This window comes from Sorangiineae bacterium MSr11954, assembly GCA_037157815.1.
GTDB classification, from domain to species: Bacteria; Myxococcota_A; Polyangia; order Polyangiales; family Polyangiaceae; genus Pendulispora; species Pendulispora albinea.
This window is the reverse complement of the sequence record CP089984.1, coordinates 11587417-11604175: the sequence shown is the minus strand read 5'-3', so window position 1 is coordinate 11604175 and position 16759 is coordinate 11587417. Positions and strand designations below refer to the sequence as shown.

At 65.1% G+C, this 16759-nt stretch carries 18 protein-coding genes; 5 read left to right on the top strand and 13 right to left on the bottom strand.

Features of this window, described 5'->3' with window-relative positions; all coding sequences use genetic code 11:
- Positions 1-206: 206 nt before the first annotated feature.
- Together LZC94_45635 and LZC94_45630 are read left to right on the top strand one after the other, a co-directional pair.
- Positions 207-1190, top strand: coding sequence for a matrixin family metalloprotease (locus LZC94_45635; GenBank protein ID WXB15089.1), 984 nt, complete (start codon positions 207-209; stop codon positions 1188-1190).
- 65 nt (positions 1191-1255) lie between these two features.
- A complete protein-coding gene (locus tag LZC94_45630) occupies positions 1256-1912 on the top strand; it encodes an NADPH-dependent F420 reductase (GenBank protein ID WXB15088.1) in 657 nt (218 codons plus the stop codon).
- On the opposite strand, the gene LZC94_45625 is transcribed toward LZC94_45630, so the two are convergent.
- The 3 genes from LZC94_45625 to LZC94_45615 form a co-directional block, all read right to left on the bottom strand.
- Positions 1888-3141 carry an acyltransferase gene (locus LZC94_45625; GenBank protein WXB15087.1) on the bottom strand — a complete coding sequence of 418 codons (1254 nt, stop codon included), beginning with the start codon at positions 3139-3141 and terminating at the stop codon, positions 1888-1890. The genes LZC94_45630 and LZC94_45625 overlap by 25 nt on opposite strands.
- A 107-nt stretch (positions 3142-3248) precedes the next feature.
- Positions 3249-3791: a MerR family transcriptional regulator gene (locus tag LZC94_45620; protein WXB15086.1), complete on the bottom strand. Its 543-nt coding sequence runs from the start codon at positions 3789-3791 to the stop codon at positions 3249-3251.
- Entirely contained in the window at positions 3788-4177 is a 390-nt protein-coding gene (locus tag LZC94_45615) for a hypothetical protein (protein ID WXB15085.1), read from the bottom strand. Before LZC94_45615 ends, LZC94_45620 begins: the two co-directional genes overlap by 4 nt.
- A 156-nt stretch (positions 4178-4333) precedes the next feature.
- Between LZC94_45615 and LZC94_45610 the strand changes: the two genes are divergently transcribed.
- Entirely contained in the window at positions 4334-5371 is a 1038-nt protein-coding gene (locus tag LZC94_45610; GenBank protein WXB15084.1) for a hypothetical protein, read from the top strand.
- A 137-nt stretch (positions 5372-5508) separates the two neighbouring features.
- Here LZC94_45610 and LZC94_45605 read toward each other — a convergent pair whose 3' ends face one another.
- The 4 genes from LZC94_45605 to LZC94_45590 form a co-directional block, all read right to left on the bottom strand.
- Complete coding sequence (locus LZC94_45605; protein WXB15083.1) at positions 5509-5790, bottom strand: hypothetical protein; 282 nt, start codon at positions 5788-5790, stop codon at positions 5509-5511.
- Positions 5791-6186: 396 nt separating this feature from the next.
- Positions 6187-6987: an alpha/beta hydrolase gene (locus LZC94_45600; GenBank protein ID WXB15082.1), complete on the bottom strand. Its 801-nt coding sequence runs from the start codon at positions 6985-6987 to the stop codon at positions 6187-6189.
- Positions 6988-7089: 102 nt separating this feature from the next.
- Entirely contained in the window at positions 7090-7560 is a 471-nt protein-coding gene (locus LZC94_45595) for a MarR family transcriptional regulator (GenBank protein WXB15081.1), read from the bottom strand.
- A 36-nt stretch (positions 7561-7596) separates the two neighbouring features.
- The gene (locus LZC94_45590; protein WXB15080.1) at positions 7597-8313 is read right to left on the bottom strand and encodes a TetR/AcrR family transcriptional regulator; all 717 of its coding nucleotides are present in this window, start codon (positions 8311-8313) and stop codon (positions 7597-7599) included.
- Positions 8314-8399: 86 nt separating this feature from the next.
- Here LZC94_45590 and LZC94_45585 point away from each other — a divergent pair, with 86 nt between their 5' ends.
- Together LZC94_45585 and LZC94_45580 are read left to right on the top strand one after the other, a co-directional pair.
- Positions 8400-8834, top strand: a complete 435-nt coding sequence (locus LZC94_45585) for a cupin domain-containing protein (GenBank protein WXB15079.1) — start codon at positions 8400-8402, stop codon at positions 8832-8834.
- 166 nt (positions 8835-9000) lie between these two features.
- Complete coding sequence (locus tag LZC94_45580) at positions 9001-10212, top strand: CHRD domain-containing protein (protein WXB15078.1); 1212 nt, start codon at positions 9001-9003, stop codon at positions 10210-10212.
- A 334-nt stretch (positions 10213-10546) separates the two neighbouring features.
- On the opposite strand, the gene LZC94_45575 is transcribed toward LZC94_45580, so the two are convergent.
- From LZC94_45575 to LZC94_45550, 6 genes are all read right to left on the bottom strand, one after another.
- The gene (locus LZC94_45575) at positions 10547-11743 is read right to left on the bottom strand and encodes a hypothetical protein (protein ID WXB15077.1); all 1197 of its coding nucleotides are present in this window, start codon (positions 11741-11743) and stop codon (positions 10547-10549) included.
- A gap of 579 nt (positions 11744-12322) precedes the next feature.
- Complete coding sequence (locus tag LZC94_45570; protein ID WXB15076.1) at positions 12323-12757, bottom strand: hypothetical protein; 435 nt, start codon at positions 12755-12757, stop codon at positions 12323-12325.
- Between the two features lie 84 nt (positions 12758-12841).
- Positions 12842-13687: a hypothetical protein gene (locus LZC94_45565; GenBank protein WXB15075.1), complete on the bottom strand. Its 846-nt coding sequence runs from the start codon at positions 13685-13687 to the stop codon at positions 12842-12844.
- On the bottom strand, positions 13684-14313 hold the full coding sequence (locus LZC94_45560) for an RNA polymerase sigma factor (GenBank protein ID WXB15074.1): 630 nt from the start codon (positions 14311-14313) through the stop codon (positions 13684-13686). Before LZC94_45560 ends, LZC94_45565 begins: the two co-directional genes overlap by 4 nt.
- Before the next feature lie 35 nt (positions 14314-14348).
- On the bottom strand, positions 14349-15377 hold the full coding sequence (locus tag LZC94_45555; protein ID WXB15073.1) for a hypothetical protein: 1029 nt from the start codon (positions 15375-15377) through the stop codon (positions 14349-14351).
- Between the two features lie 178 nt (positions 15378-15555).
- The gene (locus tag LZC94_45550; protein WXB15072.1) at positions 15556-16479 is read right to left on the bottom strand and encodes an alpha/beta hydrolase; all 924 of its coding nucleotides are present in this window, start codon (positions 16477-16479) and stop codon (positions 15556-15558) included.
- Between the last annotated feature and the right edge of the window lie 280 nt (positions 16480-16759).

The following is a 16759-nucleotide window of genomic DNA, read 5'->3' as shown; positions in this document are numbered from 1 at the left end:
TGGCTTCCTTTTGCTTTCTTGGCTTCCTTTGGCTTCTTGGCTCGTCTTCGTTTTTTGATCTTTCTTTGGTCCTCGACGCATGGAACCGTGGGCTGCGCTTTCCTCCGGTTCCTCGCGTGCTAAGGTCGGGGAGATGACGCTTACACGGGGGGGCTGCCCGACGAGCATCGTCTACGCAGGAGCACCTCGTCACGTGGAGCGCTCGCATGCACCGTAAAGGCTCGGCAGACTTGGCAGGCGCGTTCGTAGTCGCGGGTGCGCTGATTTTTGCGCCGACGAACGCTGGAGCTTACTGCCGCACGACCACCGGCGGGCTGCGCGCCAATTGCACCATCACGCCCGACGACTGCTGCACGGTGGGCAAGCCCCTGTACTGGACGAACGTCTGCGTGGGCTACAGCCTGCAAAAGGACGGGACCAAGCAGATGTCCTTCGATCGCGCGCGCACCCTCATCGCCAACGCGTTCCAGAAATGGTCGGGGGTCTCGTGCCCGTTCCTCTCCGACCCGAGCAAGACCTATCCCGTGAGCATCGGCTTTCGCGAGCTGCCGGTGGTGAGCTGCTCGGAGGTTGGTTACAACAAAACGACCAACGTCAAGAACCAGAATGTCATCGTCTTTCGCGACCAGGCGTGGCCGCACATGGACAGCGCCAACGTGCTCGGTCTGACCACGGTGGGCTTCGATCCGAACACCGGTGAGCTCTTCGACGCCGACGTGGAGTTCAACACCGCGCAGCGAACCTTGACGGCGAACGACCCCGTTCCGATCGACGGCTACGACTTCGACAGCGTGGTCACCCACGAGCTCGGGCACTTCATCGGGCTGGCCCACTCGGCCGATCAAGACGCCACCATGTTCACCTCGTACAACAAGGGCTCCACCGCGATGCGCTCCCTGGCGCCCGACGATCTGGCCGCGATCTGCAGCGTCTACCTCGCGCCGGACTCCCAGCCGGGCGCGCAAAACGGCCGCCGCGCCACCGCCGATGGTGGAGCGGTCGGCGCCGGGCCGTGCGATCCCGAGCCGCGCCATGGCTTCTCCACCGAGTGCCACGAAGAGGTCTCGAGCGACGATGGATGCGCCATCCGCCCGCTCCCGAGGCGCGAACCGGGCAAGGCAGGAGTCGCCCTCGCGCTCGGTGTCGCGTTGGCGTTCGGCGTCGCACGAAGAGCGCGCCCTCGAGCCTGATCGGCGGCATCGATGAGCCGACGTGGGCGCAGCAAAAGGCGCCGCATGGAGTATCGTTGTCCGCCATGACGACCCTCGGACTCATCGGAGCAGGACACATCGGCAGCCAAGTCGCGCGCCTCGCCGTGAAGAACGGCTATGACGTGGTGATCAGCAACTCGCGCGGCCCGGAGACGCTGTCGGCGTTGATCGCGGAGCTCGGGCCGAAAGCCCGCGCGGCCACGCCCGTCGAAGCGGCGAAGGCGGGCGACATCGTGGTGGTCACGGTGCCCCTCAAGAACTACAAGCAGGTGCCGGTCGAGCCGCTCGCCGGCAAAATCGTGCTCGACACGAACAACTACTACCCCGGGCGCGACGGCCAAATCCCCGAGCTCGACGACGAGTCGACCACCACCTCGGAGCTGCTCCAAGCCCACTTGCCGACCTCCAAGGTCGTCAAGGCGTTCAACCACATCTACGCGCACGAGCTCACGACGCACGGGCAACCGGCGGGCAGCGCCGACCGGCGCGCGCTGGTCATCGCGGGCAACGACCTCGAGGCCAAGAAGGTCGCCACCCGCTTGCACGATCAATTCGGCTTCGACACCGTCGACGCGGGGCCGCTCTCGGAGAGCTGGCGCATCCAACGCGACACCCCCGGCTACGGCCCGCGCCGCACCGCCGAGGAGTTGCGCGCGGATCTCGCGGCGGCGAAACGCTACCGGGATATGGCCAAGGGGTAGCCTAGGACGCGGCGACCGAGGCGCAAGAAGGGGCGCTCGATGACGTAGTAGCTGGCGATCGCGAGGAGAAACGCCGCCACCACGTTCGCGGGAAACGTTTGAAACGGCTCCAGCACGGGCAGCCGCGACGAGGGCGCGTCGATGAGAAACAACTGCTGCCAAATGTAGAGGCTGTACGAGAGGCGGCCGATCCAGCAGAGGAGCCGGCTCTCGAGGAGTCGGCCGAGGAGGCTCCCGGGGTGCAGCGCGGTACCCAGCACCAAGAGCGGCAAGGTCGCAGGTAACCACATCGATGCGCCTCGGAGCTTTCCACATATCCCTGCCATCGCGACCAACGCGATGGCCACCAGCGCCACGTCTGCCAGCCCGATGCCCAAAAGCCAAGGCGTGGTGAGCCAGCGGCGCGCCCGTTCGCGGACGCCTTCGTGCGCAAACGCGAAGGCGTACGTGCATCCCCAGAGCAGCGCATCGATCCGGGTCGCCGCCAAGAAGTGGCTGGTGGGCATGAGGCGAAGGCTCAGCCCGTGAAGAAGGGTGGTGGCCACCGCGAGCCACGGGACGATGCGGCGAGCGCGGGCTCCGCCGAGGATGGCGAGGAGCGTGGGGAAGAACAGATAGAACTGTTCCTCCACGGAGAGCGACCAAAAGTGCCCCACGTACCAGCCGCCCGATCCCATATCGCGCGCGAGCTCGTAGTTTCGCCAGAATAGAAGGCAGCTCCACCAATCGGTCTTCGACAAGGCGATCGGCCCCGCCCACGTCAAACTGGCAATGACCGACAAATAGCAAAAATAGAGAGGCAGAATGCGAAACGAGCGACGCACATAGAAACCGCGCAGATCGATTTTGCCGTGCAACGCCTCTTCACGCAGGAGCAAGGTGCAGATCAAATACCCGCTGATCGCGAAGAAGACATCGACACCGGAGGCACCGTGCTCCAACCACGCATAGAGCCGAGGGTTCGGGTACGTCCCCTCCGGTCCAAAGACGAGCCCCCTGCCGTGGCAGAGCATCACGCCCAGAATGGACAGCGCGCGCCACCCATCCAAGGTGGGAATGTAGCCGCGCGCCGCCCGGGCCGGGGCGGGAGCTTCGTCCGGGCGGCTGCCAAGAATGGAAAGAACGTTTTCGGGGGCCGCCGCGCCCGCATTTTCCAATGCGACGGATGCCACCGATACGAGCGATGTTTGCGACGCGCCGAGCGAGTCGGGGCGACCATCCAATGCCATGATGAAGAACTCCTCGACGCATTTGGAATTGGGCGGACGCCCGCCGTTCCGTCACCGTCGTTTGCGATTCGAGTTCTTCGTTCGAACGCCCCGCCGTGGGCGGAGGCCTACCGCCCGCTTTCGACCATCCGTGTCGCGATGCGGCGGATGCGCGCGATCTCGGACTTCGGCAGCCCCAGAGATTCGAGGAAATCCTGGTGCGCCTTTGGCGACATGCGCTCGAACTCCACGTGCCAGCGATCCATCGCCGCGTCGTCCAGGCCGGCGGCGCGCAGAATGGCGACCCATCGCTCCTTGTCGATGGCGCGCGCGGCGCGCAGCTTCTTGGGGTTCGCGAGCAGGCGCACGATGATGCGCTGCTGCTCACGAAGCCGTTCGATCTCGAGGTTGAGCCCATCGAGGCGGGCCTCGAGGAGCTGGGCCGCGCGGCCGGTCGCGCCCTCGAGCAGCTCCCGGATCTGCTCGAGGCCGAGCCCCACCTCGCGGTAACGGCAAATCGCTTCGAGGCGCTTGGCGTCGCGGGCGCTGTAGAGCCGGTAGCCGGCGGACGAGCGCCCCGACGGGGAGAGCAGCCCGATGCGGTCGTAATACAGCAACGTGCTGCGCGACAGGCCGAAACGCCGGCCGAGCCGGCTGATCGACTCGCTCATGAACGTGTTGGTAGCACGAAGCGACGGCGGGCCTCCGGGGAGTCGAGCTGGCCGCGATCGTAGTGCAAAAGGAGCGCGCCTTCACGATGGTCCAAGAGCGCGGGGTTCTCGGCCAGCAGCTCGTCGAAGCTCGCGCCCGGCGAGCGCTCCATCGCCTGGTCGAGCAGCACCACGTAGAGCCATGTGATGGTCGCGTGGAACTTTCCGGGGGCGCCCAGGGCTACCGTGAGCGCGCGCAGGTGATGGACGAAGCGGGCGAGCGCTTCTTCGAGTGGAAGCGCGCGCAAATAACACCAGGCAACATAGAGGTGCTCGCGATGGTGGAAGGTCGCCGGATCGATGGACGCTTCTTCGAAGGCTCGGACCAGGGGATCATGAAATGTCATGAGCGAGTCCATAGACCGTGAACCCGTAGACGGGTCAAACGCCGCCCCCGTGCGGCGGGCGCGGCAGGCGCCGTCCTCGGTAAAGTGCGTTCAACGCACGAATTCATTGCCAAACATGCACTGGATGCACTCGACTTCGCGCGCTTGAATCGATGCATGCCTACCGCATCGACCCTCACCGAGAACCCCTCGAAATCGAACCCCACCGCGTCGCCGCAGCGCCTGCTCGCGACGTGCAACCAGCTCGCGCACAACGTCATCCTCGTCGATCCGGAGACGCTGACGGAGGTGCGCCGCATCGAGACGCCGGCCGAGCCGCACGTGATCGTCTATGACGAAAAGCGAGCGCTCTTTTACGTGGCGATCACGTACCGGAGCGGATTTTACGACGCGCACGGCGATCACGGGCGCGAGATCGTGGTGATCGACGCCGCCACGTGCGCCATCGCGGCGACGGTGGACGTCAGCCCGGACGCGGGGCCACACGACTTGATCATCGATACGAAGCGCGATCGGCTCTATGTCACCTGCGAGTCGGACGGCGGGTGCGTGCTCGTCTACGATCTCGATGGGTTCGTGCGCATCGGGAAGATCCCCACCCGCGCACCAGGACCGCATTGGCTCGCGCTCCTTCCGGACGGCCGCAAGGCGTATACGGGGAACAAAGAGGCCGCGCACGTGTCCGTGCTGGATTTGGACCGAATCGCGATGTGCGGGAGCATCCCCATGCCCACCGGCTCGGAAGATCTGGTGGTATCGCCCGACGGGAGCCTTCTCTATGCCAATGACCGGAGCAGCCCATTTCTCCACGTCATTCGAACGGATACGGATCGGGAGATCGCGCGCGTGGAGCTGCCCTCCACACCGCACCGGCTCCTCTGGACCTCCGCCCAGCAGCTCCTGGTAACGCACTTCAACTACAAGAAGGACAAGAGCGGCTGGAACTTCGACAAGCCCCATCCGGGCGGCGTGAGCGTCACGGACGCGCGCACCTTGAAGGTCATCGGCGACTTCCAAGTGGGCGCCGGCCCGCTGGGGCTCGCGGCCACCGACGATGGAAACACCGTGTTCGTGAACAACGCCAACGACGGCACCATGTCCGTGGTCGACATGCCGAGCGGGAAGGCCCGCGGGCTCGTACCGCTCGCGCGCGGCTCGCACGACGTGATCCTCTTGAACGCCCCCGGCGCATGAAACCCGCTCGAGCACCCGAGCTCATTCACGAATTCCCGCCGGAGCATGGGGCTCCGGCGGAAATGTGAAAAGCACGCGCGTGATGCTCCTTGGGGCAGGGTCGACCCATTCCATTCGTTCATTCATTCGCCCAGACGTTACGGACAGACGCAACCCGGCCTACAGTAGTAATCGCCCTCGCATACGGACCCACTACAAGCTGCGGTGCATCGTGAGCGCGTGGTGTAAATGGTACCCGTCGCCGCGCACGTCCAGACGAACGGACAAATACCGGCCTGCGTCGAAACGTTCTCCTCGACGTCCACATCCGCGCGCGCGCCCGACGGCTCGGGATCCGGCGCGCTGCTGCAACCCGTCACGATCAGGGCAAAGCCCGTGACCATGGCACCCACGACATTTACAAAAGAGGCGACTCGCATGGGATGGCTCCTTTGGCAGAAGATTCCGCGCCGTCCGCACAATCCGTACAGTGAATCGACGAACGAGGAATGCGCATTGTCGCTCATATCATTTCACGCGCCAAAGTGCCGGCGCTTTGGCGCGATTTCAATCTTCGCCTCGATCGAACATCCGAATCGTGTGCGCCAACGTAGGCCGGGATCCATTCCTTGCAATGCGATTTCGACATCCAATGGCCCGCTCGACCCAACCGTACATTTCGAATATTCGAACTACGCTCGAAAGCCCCATTGAAAAAACGAACGGCCCCGACCGTCTTCGCGCATCCCTTGCCGTGAAAGGCGGGCGCGCGACGGTTCGAGGCCGTTCGGAGAATCGAGGCTGTTCGAGGCCCCGACGTCTCGGTGATGGCGGGCTTACTTGATGCTCTCGGCCGCCGAGACAATCACATTGGCCACGTCCTGGGGTCGGGACAACATCGGCACATGGCTGGCCGGCAGCTCGGTCGTTCGTGCATTGATCTTCTTGGCCATCGCCCGCTGCTGATCCGGCGGGATCATATGGTCGTTCTTGGCGACGATGTACCAGCTCGGCTTGGACAGCCAGGCCGCCGTGCTCACCTTGTGATCGAAGCTCGCCGCGCGAATGAGGCCTTGCGTGGTGGCGATCAAGTTCGCCTGCTCGGGCGATACGTCTTGTGCAAAGTGTTGCCTCACCGCGTCGGGCGGCAAGGACGCGAAGCCCGATGCGTCGACCTGCAAGGTGGCGATGCCCGGCGCGACGGGGAAACCTTTGCCCGTGTCGGACGTCGATTGGCCCGAGGAAGGCGCAAACGCCGCGACATAGACGAGCGCCTTGACCTTGTCATTCGTCCCGGCCTCCGAGATCACGGTGCCGCCCCACGAGTGCCCCACCAGGATCACCGGGCCGCTCTGCGCGTCGATCGCGCGCTTGGCGAATTGCACGTCGTCCGACAACGACGTGAGCGGGTTCTGCACCGCCACCACCTTGAGCCCCTTCGCCTGGAGCAAGGGAATGACCGAGCTCCACGAGGAGCCGTCGGCGAACGCGCCATGAACGAGGACCACGGTCTTGGCGCCGCCGCCCGAAGGTGGCTTGGCCGTGCCCGAGGGACTATCGGCGCCGATCGCGGCGCCCGAGTAGGCGGCGCTCATGGTCAGGATGGAGGCGTACATCACGTTGCGGACGGTGCTCATGCGAAGCTCCTCGAAATGAGAGACGGTCGGTAGGTTTTATCGCGCGCTATTGAATCGCGCACTATCCATCGTACGCAGCCCGGCCGCCCCGGTTTCGGTGGGTCACGGATTTTTCGCGAGGGCGGCGCGCAGCGCTTCCAGCTGGCCCTTGAGCGCCATCAGCTGGTCGGGCGTGCAGTCCTCGAGCGCGCAGCCGACGCCCACGGGGACCGCGCGAGCCTTGGTCTCCAGCGCGCGTCCGGCCTTGGTCAGCGAGATGATGACCTGCCGCTCGTCCTCGGCCGCGCGCGCCCGCGTGATCCACTTGGCGGCCTCCAGCCGTTTGAGGAGCGGGGTCAGGGTGGCCGAGTCGAGAAAGAGGCGCGCGCCGATCTCGGTCACCGTCAGGCCATCGCGCTCCCAGAGCACCATCATGACCAGGTACTGAGGGTACGTGAGCCCGAGGCAGCCCAAGAGCTTTCGATAGACCTTGCTGAAGGCTAGACCCGCCGCGTAGAGCGCGAAGCACAGTTGATCGTCGAGCCGCAACGAGGGTGCGGGGGCGGCGTTCGCCTTCGGGCCGGGCTTTTTCACGGCACCATATTACATAGCGCGCGATTCAGTCGCAACCTACCCATCGCGCCCCTCGCCGGCCTCGCGGGGCGTGCGTCGCGCGGCCTTCTTCTTTCTCGGCACCTGCGCGCCATGTGCGCTCCGGAGCTCGAGAACGGGCGGGCTCGACAGATAGCCGGACAGGATGGCGTACATTTCTTTTTCCATCTTGCCGCTGGCGAGCAGCTCGGGCCGCTCGATCACGGCCTTGTGCGTGAGCGCCTCCAGGGTGGTCTCGATCACCAGCGCGGCCAGCGCGGGATCGCGCTCCTTGGGGAGGCGCCGCAGGTGCGCGCGCAAAAGCTGCTCGATCGACTTGGTCACCCGCCGGCTGATGTCCATCACCTCCGCCATGCGCCCCACCCGCGGCACCTGCTCGACCAGGATTTTGTGGAGCGCGGGGTCGATGCGGTGCGCGTCGAGGCCCGCGCGGATGATGGCGCGCAAGCCCTCCTCGAGCGACGCATCGACCGTTCCTGCGAACGCCTGCTCGATGGCGCCGACGAACGCGGAGGCGTGCCGCTCGATGAGCGCGGCGACGAGCGACTCCTTGTTCGGATAGTACTGATAGAGCGAGCCGACGCTCACGCCCGCCCGCTCGGCCACGCGCGCGGTGGTGGCGCCCTCGTAGCCGTGCTCGATCAAAACCTGAGAGGCCGCCTCGATGAGCGCGTCCACGGTGGCATGCGAGCGCGCCTGGCGCGGCCGTTTTCTCGGTGTCGTATCGATGGTCACGGGCGTGGGTCTCCGCAGCTTGGAATGCGAATGGCGAATGTGACGAAACATTCGCATATTGATGGCAGGCAAGCAATGGAGGCCAAATGAAAAACGTGAACAAGAACGACGTCGAAGGAACGAGCTTCAACATCGCGGCCGCATTCGGCGCGATGGCCGATTCTCGGCGTCTGCAGCTCCTCGGCGATTTCGCGCTCGAGAGCGACGCCATGCTGGGGGTGATCCGCCTCGGCCGCGAGAAGAACGGGGCCTGGGAGCGGCACGATGGCGGCGACGAGATGCTCATGATCCTCGAGGGACGGGTGACGATGACCTTGCGCCGGGAGGGTGCTCCGGATCAGACGCACCATGTCGGCGCCGGGGATACGCTGCTCATTCCGAAGGGCGTTGCGCACTCCGGCATGCTGCACACGGACGAGGTTCGCGTCTTCTTCATCACGCCGCGTGAGGGAAACCACGAGTGGACCGACCATCCGGACACCGAAGGACATCGCGGCTCGGAGTTTGCGACGGTTGAGTAAGTAATCGCATGCGCCGGTGAAACCGAGGCGATATCCTCTTCCCTGGATCGTCGCCTCGCGAACCGTGCCGGCGCTTCCAGAATAGGACCACGCGATCCTCGCGTGGGCCGTCGTGTTGGGCTCCGTGCGGCGTTCCCGGAAATGAATTCTTCACGGGGAGGTGCATATGAAGTCTTCTCACTGTGTGGTTCTCGTGGCGTCATCCCTCGCCGGCTTGGGGCTGCCCGCCGTCGCGTGCAGCGGTGACGACTCCAACTCACCAGGCCGTGACGCGGGCACCGACACGAACAAACCCGACTCGAACCGCGCCGATAGCGGTCCATGGCCCACCGCGTACCACGCGGAGCTGAACGGCTACCAGGAGACTCCGCAGGTGGTGGCGACCACCGCGACGGGCAAGGCCGATCTCGTCTTGAGCGCGGACAAGAAGACGCTCTCGTACCGCGTTCAACACAACGTGCAAAACCTCACCGACGCGCATATCCACGTGGGCGCGGCCATGGAGTCGGGCAGCATCGTTTATTCGATCTCGCCGCTGGGCAACACCATGGAGGGCACCATTCCCATCGTCAGCGCAGACGACGTGCCCAACCTGGACTCGGCAAAATGGTACATCAACCTTCACTCGTCCACGAACCACGGCGGTGAAATCCGCGGCCAAATTCTGCACCCCAACGAGATCCTGTACGTGGCGAGCTTGAACGGCGGCCAGGAGGTGCCGCCCTCGGGCTCCGCGGCCACGGGCACCGCGGCGGTCGTCCTCCGCGCGGACACGCAGGAGCTCCTCTACCACGTCAAGACGAGCCTCGCGCCGACCATGGCGCATATCCACACGGGCCTCGCGGCCAAGGCGGGCGACGTCGCCATCGACTTCGCGGCGACCACGGGGATCATCGACGGGAAGAAGCCCATCACCGCGGCGCAGGTCACCGATCTGGCGGAGGGGCGGCTCTATGTGAACGTGCACACCACGCTCAAACCCGCCGGCGAGATCCGCGGGCAGCTCGTGCTCCCGGGCGAGGTGCTCTACTCGGGCAGCATGACCGGCGCGAAGGAGGTGCCCTCCACCCCATCGACCGCCACGGGCATCGCGCAGTTCATTCTCGCGCCCGACAGCAAGTCGATTCGCTACGAGGCGGTCTTCTCGGGCATGGTCGCGACCATGGCGCACATCCATTTCGGGGCCGCGGGCGCGAACGGCGATGTCGTCAACACCTTGAACCTCGTGAACAATGGCGCTGGGGTCAAAGGGACGCTCTTCGGAGCCGACGCAGGGGCGACCGACCTGGACAAACTCAATACTGGTCAATATTACATCAACGCGCACTCGGCCACGTACCCGAACGGCGAAATCCGGTCGCAGATCCAAAAGCCCTAATCCCTCGAGCCCATCGGTCCCGGCGCACCCGCCGCGCCGGGCGCTCGGTTCACGCGGGGATCATCGTTCCGCAAGCGCATTCGCAGGTTCGGCCGGGCCGGGATCGCGTCTCGAACGCAATGCGCGCGGCGGCTGCAAACTCACTCGTGCGGAACGATTCCAGGGGGATTCACACTTCTTTCCTACGAAGCTTCGACCACCGCGTCACGAAAATCGCGAACGTCACGAGGTCGCAACATCACGAGAAACCAAGAAACGCGAGATGTGAACCGCAAAACGCAGAACGCGAAACGCAAAACGCGAAACGTGAAAACGGAAAGGAAGCCCCCCGTGCTCACTGCGGCCGCTTGGCGCAAAGTGTGTATTCGCCGCTGCCGCTGTACGAGGTGACGCGCCAGCGGTACTTGCCGGCGTTTCCGGGGTAGGAGATCGACTCGTTGTTCGTCGAGCCGTCGGACTTGCTCACTTGGGCCCACGCCGAACCGTTCCAGCTCTCGAGGAACAGGTCGAAGTCCGTGCCGCTCGGGCCGGCGAGCTGCGCGCTGTGGGTCCCGGAGCCGCCGCTGGTGTAGCCGTCGGTGCCGGGCTGCAAGGCCGATGCGCCGCTGGCCAGGTTACCGGTGTAGCTCGTGCCGTCGCACGAAGGGGTGCCGCCGCCGCCCCAGGGCGGTGAGTCGCCCAGGACTTTGTTCGGATCGCGCCCGAGGGACGTCTGCCGATCCCACTCGCGCTGCAGGTAGGTTCCCTCTTCGGCGCTCAGCGCGGAGGATGTCGCGGAGCCCGATCCAAAGCACGAGCTGCTGGGTCCGTAGGCATTCCCATCGCACACGGAAACTTTCACGTTGTTAAGATTCGATACTTGCATGAGCAGCCACGTCTTCCAAGGAATGGGCTTTTTGGCGTCGAGGGCTGCATCGAGCACCATGATCTCGCCGCTCGAGGCGCTCTTGACGATGGGCACCGTGTGGTACCACCAGCTCACGCTTCCGTTGGGGTGATTGTTGGTGCGGACCGTGAGGTTTCCGAACGAAAAGAGGTGGTAAGGCCGTCCCTTGCCCCACTCCGCGGCCTTGGCGTTGACCAGCTCCGCGCGCGCGAAGCACCCATCGTCGGGATAGAGCCACGAGATGCGGCGCTGGAAGGTGGGGCGGTTGGACGTGGTCATGAACCGGAGATCGCGGGATTTTTCGAAGTGAGCGAGGATATCCGCGTCGCTCCATGTGGGCACACCGGACATGTCTGCCTGGCTCACCGGCACCTGGCTGTCCTTGGCGGTGGGTCCGAGCTGAAATTCGTCCTTGTGGTTCGTTCGATAACGCACGTCGTGGCGGCGAGCCGCGGCCTCGTACGTCTCGTTCGCAAAACGGGCGGCGGAGTTCTCGTCGGCAGCGGAGAGCTCCGAGCCCGATGCTCCTACCGACTCATCGACTTGCTCGTCCGAGGCTTGCACACAAGCGGCGACGGGGAGCATAACGGCGATGACTGCAACGACATGTGCCTTCATGCGAAGGCGGTTGTGGATAACGCGCATGACGTCTCCTCGATGAATTGTTGTCAATCGTTCGCCCGTTGCCATGCGGCGAACGTGGGCGGCGACTGTATCGCAATCGTTGCGCCAGCCAAGGATTCCTCATCGCGCCAGGAACGAAATCATCCCAGCCCCCTGTCGCGGTGCGACAATCCGGTCGCAAGGCTCGATTTGCCGCGCGCCAATGATGTCATGGCGGGGAAAGACGCCTGTAGCCACAAGCATTCAGGGACGCCGCAACTCTTTCGCAATCGAGGAAACACGAAACGACATTTCAGCAAAACATCGACGAGTCAATGGCAAATGTACTCCGGGCTGCGCGCCATTACGCACACTGGATTACCTGCGCCGAGAGTTGGCGCCCAGGCTCACCAAGCCGTGTGTGCGAATGACGCCCCGGGCGTGCCGTAATGAGAATAAGCCTCTGTGCCGTCTCCGCTCGCGCAAGCCGGCACAGAGCATTTCGTGCGATGGCGGAGAAAGAGAGAGAGAAAGAAAGAAAGAAAGAAAGAAAGAAAGAAAGAAAGAGAGAACGGAAGGAGAAAGAGTATTCCGCCAGCGTGCGCCTCTCCGCGCCGGGACTCAGTCGACGCAGTCGGTCTTGAGCATGCACCTTCCAACAGGACTCGAGCCGGTGCCCGCGTAAGGATCGGGGACGCAGTGCGTGTTGACCGCGCGCTGCGGGAGCGCACACGCGATCATCATATTGTCGCAGGAGTGGGGTCCACACCCCGGATCGATCGTTACACATTCGGCAAGGAGCTTGCACGCGCCGGGGGGATTCGAGGTGGGATCGGCGCCGCACCGTGCGTTGATGGCTATTTCCGGGGCCACGCATTCCATTACTTGCCCCGCGCAGCTATCGGGCGCGCAGCCGCCCTGGTTCCCCGTTCGATCTCCAGACTGGATACCCTGGTTTCCTTTGCCCAGCGAAACGTCTTCTCCACCGCATGCGACGACCACCAACGAGCTGCCGGCCACCGAGACGACGAGCGCGCGCTTCCATATCGAAATCATGATTTCAAACTCCTCTGGACGGCGTCCATCGCCATCGATGTGAAGTGAGTGCCCGCGGCCCGCGTGTTCGTCATGAAATCGACCTTACCGCGCGCACGCCGCGCGAATGCGCGGCAGGAGCGCCGACTCGGGCCGCGCGCGCGCGAAGTCGTCGACGAGCTTCTCCATCTCGGGCGTGCGTTTCGGCGCCGAGCACTCCACCAGAACGCGCAGGCCGTGGCGTTCTTCCGCGAGCGGCCCGTCCGCGCGCACCAGCTCCACTTCGCGACGCGCGCGCGCGGCGTCTCCTTCCGCCAAGGCGCGCTGCGCGCTGCGCAGGTGGTTCACGTCCTCCATGAGCCCTTCCGGCGCCGTTCGTGGCGAGCGGCTCACGCTCGACGTGGAGTCCTCCGCGCCAAGCACTGGAATGGACGCGGGGGCCGCGCGTACCGGTTCACGCGCGCGCGCCGGCTCGCTCTCCTCTGCGGGGTGGACGGCGGGTTTTGCGCTCGAGACCTGCGCGATGGGACGCGGTAAAGGGCCATGCGGCGCGGGCGCAGTAGGCCGCGGGGCCTCGAGGTCGAGGGGTACGGGACGCGATACGTCCGCCGCGGATGCCGCCGGTGCGGGCGCCGCGACCGGCGCGTGCCGCACGGCCATTTGCCGATGCACGTGGTACGTATAGCCTCCGGCAGCACCACCGCCGACGAGGGCCATCACCGCCAAAAGCTTCATCGTGAGTGATGACGACACGGCGGTCTTCGCCACCACCACCGGCGCCGATGCCGTCTTCGCCGCAGTGGCCACGAAGGCGCCCGCGACGGCGCCGGCACCGATCCGCTCGGCCAGCCGCGCACGCGTGTGCGCCAGCTGGGCCTCGTCGGGCAGACCGCCGTCCTTCGCGAGCGCGAGCAGAGCGCGTGATTCTCGACTCAGGTCGCCGTCGCTCATCGGGTTCTCCACGTGTCGCGCGCGCGTTCTCGGACGAGCGCCTGGTCGAAAGCTTTTCGGGCGGCGCGCAGGCGCGACGCGACGGTGTTCGGGCTCAGGCCGAGGATTTCGCCCATCTCGGCCAAGGTCATCTCCTCGAGCTCCGCCAAGACGAAGACCTCGCGCTGATCGTTCGCCAGGTCGTCGAGCACCCGCAAAAGGAGCCGCGCCGCTTGCGTTTTCTCCAGGATCGCGTCCGGCGCGTGGGCAGGATCCGCCGGCAACGCGCGCGTGTCGATGGAGTCGTGGTCGCCTTTTGCGCCAGACGGCTTTCGCGCGCGCCATCGGCGGTGGTGGCGCGTGACATTCACGGCGATGCCATAAATCCACGTGCGCACCGAGGAGCGGCGCTCGAAGTCGCCGAGCCCTCGATGCACCACCAGGAAGATCTCTTGAACGACGTCCTCCACCGCCATGGGCTCGACGCCAAGGCGAACGACGGCGCGCCACACGAATTTTGCGTGCTCGTTGTAGAGGTCTTCGAAGCCCGGCACCGCCCCCGCCGAGCGCGTCTCTTCTCCGCGACCCCCGCGGCCGCCATCGGCGGTGGCAGCGAGATACGGGCCGGAGAGCGAAGAGACAGCCATGGATCTGGGTGAGTGCCCGCCCGACGCGCCATTCGTTAAGGAAAATGAACCTCACCGCCCAGTAGCACCCTGCCCCCGATGGGCGCCGGCCGATACACCTCGCCCACCCCCTCGATAAAGAAGCGATGGCGGCTCACGGGCACGACCGCCTCGAGCTGCAGCCGGAACCCAAATCGACCGAGCCGCCACACCACCAGCGCGCCACCTTTGCCCGCCACCCAGAGCTTGGCATCTTCGAAGGACGTTTTGACGGCCGAGCCGCGACCCGAAGCATGGATGCGGCCCACCTCCGCACCGACGCACGGCGACAGCTGAAACGAGCCGGCGATGAGCGCATGGCACGCGGCCACCGTCCCCGCCATCACATCGAAGGCACCCGCGATCCCGGACTTCTCACCCGAGACCTCCGCCGGGGGAAAGTAAACCGCGCCCACCTCGAGCCGCGAGCGCCCCGGCAGCCATGCGATCTGTCCGCCTACGCCAAGGGACGTGGCGCCCGAAGCGCCCGTCCCACCCGCGACATCGAGCCCCGCCGCAAAGCGCACCAGCTCCGACGGCGGGCGCGCGGCACGCGCAGCGGGCGCCCTATCCCTCTCACGCTTCGCGCTGTTTTCGTCCTCCTCGCTCGCCGCGCTCCTCTCGTCCTTCTCGCGCTTCTCCCCCTTCTCATCCTTCTCACGCGACGTCTCACCGGAAGGAACGTTGGACGGCGTTGGCCGTTCGCCGCTCACCCCGAGCGCGAGCACCGTTGCCACCGCCGACCCGAGCTCCGCGCAGCTGGGCGCTCGCATCACGCGCCGATGGGAGCGTCCGTCCATCTCGCTCGTGAGCTCGACCGCCCAGACCTGCTCGCCCTCGTTCGTCACCACGGCGCGGGCACGAACGCGCCGCCCCGCCGCGGCCGAACCCATCGCCTCGATGACCTCGGCCCGCACGTCCTGTTCCGTCGGACACCCCGGCAATCCTTGCCATGTGAGATCGACGGGATCCGCAGCCGTGCCCGCGCGGGCCTCCCGACAGAGCCCGACGAGCGTCCCGATGGCGACGGCAACGAACCACGTCATCCCTCTTGAACGAACCACCACCCAGGCGTTAACAGACGCCCAAAGCCCATGCAATGAATTGTGCGCGCGCGCATCCGCTATGCATCCAGGAGACCTGGCGAAGGTGGCAACGTATGTCGGAGTGAGCCAAGCTTCACGGCAAAGCGAAGCGGCACGCTCGGATCAGGCCATGCACCGCTCAGAGATTCGCCTTGAAGAAGGTCGCCAGCTTGGACGCGGCTTCGTCCACGTATTTGGGGACGTCGTACAGGGACATATGGTTTGCGCCCTCGATGACGTGAAAGCTCTTTTTCATGCTCGCCGCGCGCGCGTAGAGCGTATCGCTCATCCATTTGCTCCCCGCGGCGCTTCCCGCCACGATGAGCAGAGGCTGCGTCAGAAAGACCTCGGCCAGATGGTAAGCGTCGTACGTGATGATTTGATGGAGGCTTCGGGCGGTCGCAAAACCGGGGGCGGTGGGGTATTGGCAACGCGAGGTGTGGTAGTACTCCCAAGCCTCTTGCAGCTCCTCGTTAGGTGCATCTTCCTTGCGAAGGGGCGCCAAGGGAATGGTGACGGTGGCCGCCCCGTTGGCCTCGGCGGTCCTGGCCTTCGAGCCGTTCTCGAGGACCGGAATGGCATCGGCCGACGCGATATCGTTGTTCCACCCGTTTCGAAACATCGAACCAATATTGACGGCGCTCACCGTTCCAACCGCCTTGATGCGCCGGTCGTTGATGGCCGCGTTGGCCGTGTAGCCTGCGCCCGCGCAGATGCCCATGGCGCCGATTCGGTCGTCGTCCACGAACGAGAGCGTCGTCAGATGATCGATCACCGCGCTGATGTCCTCCGTTCGAACATAGGGGTTCTCCAGCTGCCGCGGCTCGCCCGAGCTCTCACCCTGGTACGAGGCGTCGAACGCGACGCAGACGAAGCCTTCACCCGCCAGCTTTCGCGCGTACAGCCCCGCCGTTTGCTCCTTGACGCCACCACTGGGGTGCGAAACGACGATGGCGGGATATTTCTTTTTCTCGTCGAAGCCGCTGGGAAATTCGATGACGGCGGCCATCGTGATCGAGCTGATCGAGCTGCCATTGCTATTTCGAAATTGGACCTTTTTCATGGTGGGATCCCCAGATGAATCAAAGGCTCTCTTCGTAGAAGGGAACCAGCTTGGCGAGCGCCCGACGGACCGGCTCGGGCCGATCGTACCTATTCCGATCTCGGACTTTCACGGTCTTCGTGGGAACCACCTCGTCGGGAGGAGAGGAGATGCCGAGGCCAGGCCCCTCCAGGCCGCTCGCGAAAGGCTTAGACCCCGGATTGGTTCGAAACAAGAACACAAAGCTAACTACAGTGGTAAGCAAGTGTTACTAATAATCGGCGGACCCCTCCCAGCTCCC

What these genes read in the sequence shown, in the direction of transcription:
- LZC94_45635 (WXB15089.1), top strand. Translation starts at nt 207, where the DNA reads ATGCACCGTAAAGGCTCGGCAGACTTGGCAGGCGCGTTCGTAGTCGCG.
- LZC94_45630 (WXB15088.1), top strand. Translation starts at nt 1,256, where the DNA reads ATGACGACCCTCGGACTCATCGGAGCAGGACACATCGGCAGCCAAGTC.
- LZC94_45625 (WXB15087.1), bottom strand. Translation starts at nt 3,141, where the DNA reads ATGGCATTGGATGGTCGCCCCGACTCGCTCGGCGCGTCGCAAACATCG.
- LZC94_45620 (WXB15086.1), bottom strand. Translation starts at nt 3,791, where the DNA reads ATGAGCGAGTCGATCAGCCGGCTCGGCCGGCGTTTCGGCCTGTCGCGC.
- LZC94_45615 (WXB15085.1), bottom strand. Translation starts at nt 4,177, where the DNA reads ATGACATTTCATGATCCCCTGGTCCGAGCCTTCGAAGAAGCGTCCATC.
- LZC94_45610 (WXB15084.1), top strand. Translation starts at nt 4,334, where the DNA reads ATGCCTACCGCATCGACCCTCACCGAGAACCCCTCGAAATCGAACCCC.
- LZC94_45605 (WXB15083.1), bottom strand. Translation starts at nt 5,790, where the DNA reads ATGCGAGTCGCCTCTTTTGTAAATGTCGTGGGTGCCATGGTCACGGGC.
- LZC94_45600 (WXB15082.1), bottom strand. Translation starts at nt 6,987, where the DNA reads ATGAGCACCGTCCGCAACGTGATGTACGCCTCCATCCTGACCATGAGC.
- LZC94_45585 (WXB15079.1), top strand. Translation starts at nt 8,400, where the DNA reads ATGAAAAACGTGAACAAGAACGACGTCGAAGGAACGAGCTTCAACATC.
- LZC94_45580 (WXB15078.1), top strand. Translation starts at nt 9,001, where the DNA reads ATGAAGTCTTCTCACTGTGTGGTTCTCGTGGCGTCATCCCTCGCCGGC.
- LZC94_45575 (WXB15077.1), bottom strand. Translation starts at nt 11,743, where the DNA reads ATGCGCGTTATCCACAACCGCCTTCGCATGAAGGCACATGTCGTTGCA.
- LZC94_45570 (WXB15076.1), bottom strand. Translation starts at nt 12,757, where the DNA reads ATGATTTCGATATGGAAGCGCGCGCTCGTCGTCTCGGTGGCCGGCAGC.
- LZC94_45565 (WXB15075.1), bottom strand. Translation starts at nt 13,687, where the DNA reads ATGAGCGACGGCGACCTGAGTCGAGAATCACGCGCTCTGCTCGCGCTC.
- LZC94_45560 (WXB15074.1), bottom strand. Translation starts at nt 14,313, where the DNA reads ATGGCTGTCTCTTCGCTCTCCGGCCCGTATCTCGCTGCCACCGCCGAT.
- LZC94_45555 (WXB15073.1), bottom strand. Translation starts at nt 15,377, where the DNA reads ATGACGTGGTTCGTTGCCGTCGCCATCGGGACGCTCGTCGGGCTCTGT.
- LZC94_45550 (WXB15072.1), bottom strand. Translation starts at nt 16,479, where the DNA reads ATGAAAAAGGTCCAATTTCGAAATAGCAATGGCAGCTCGATCAGCTCG.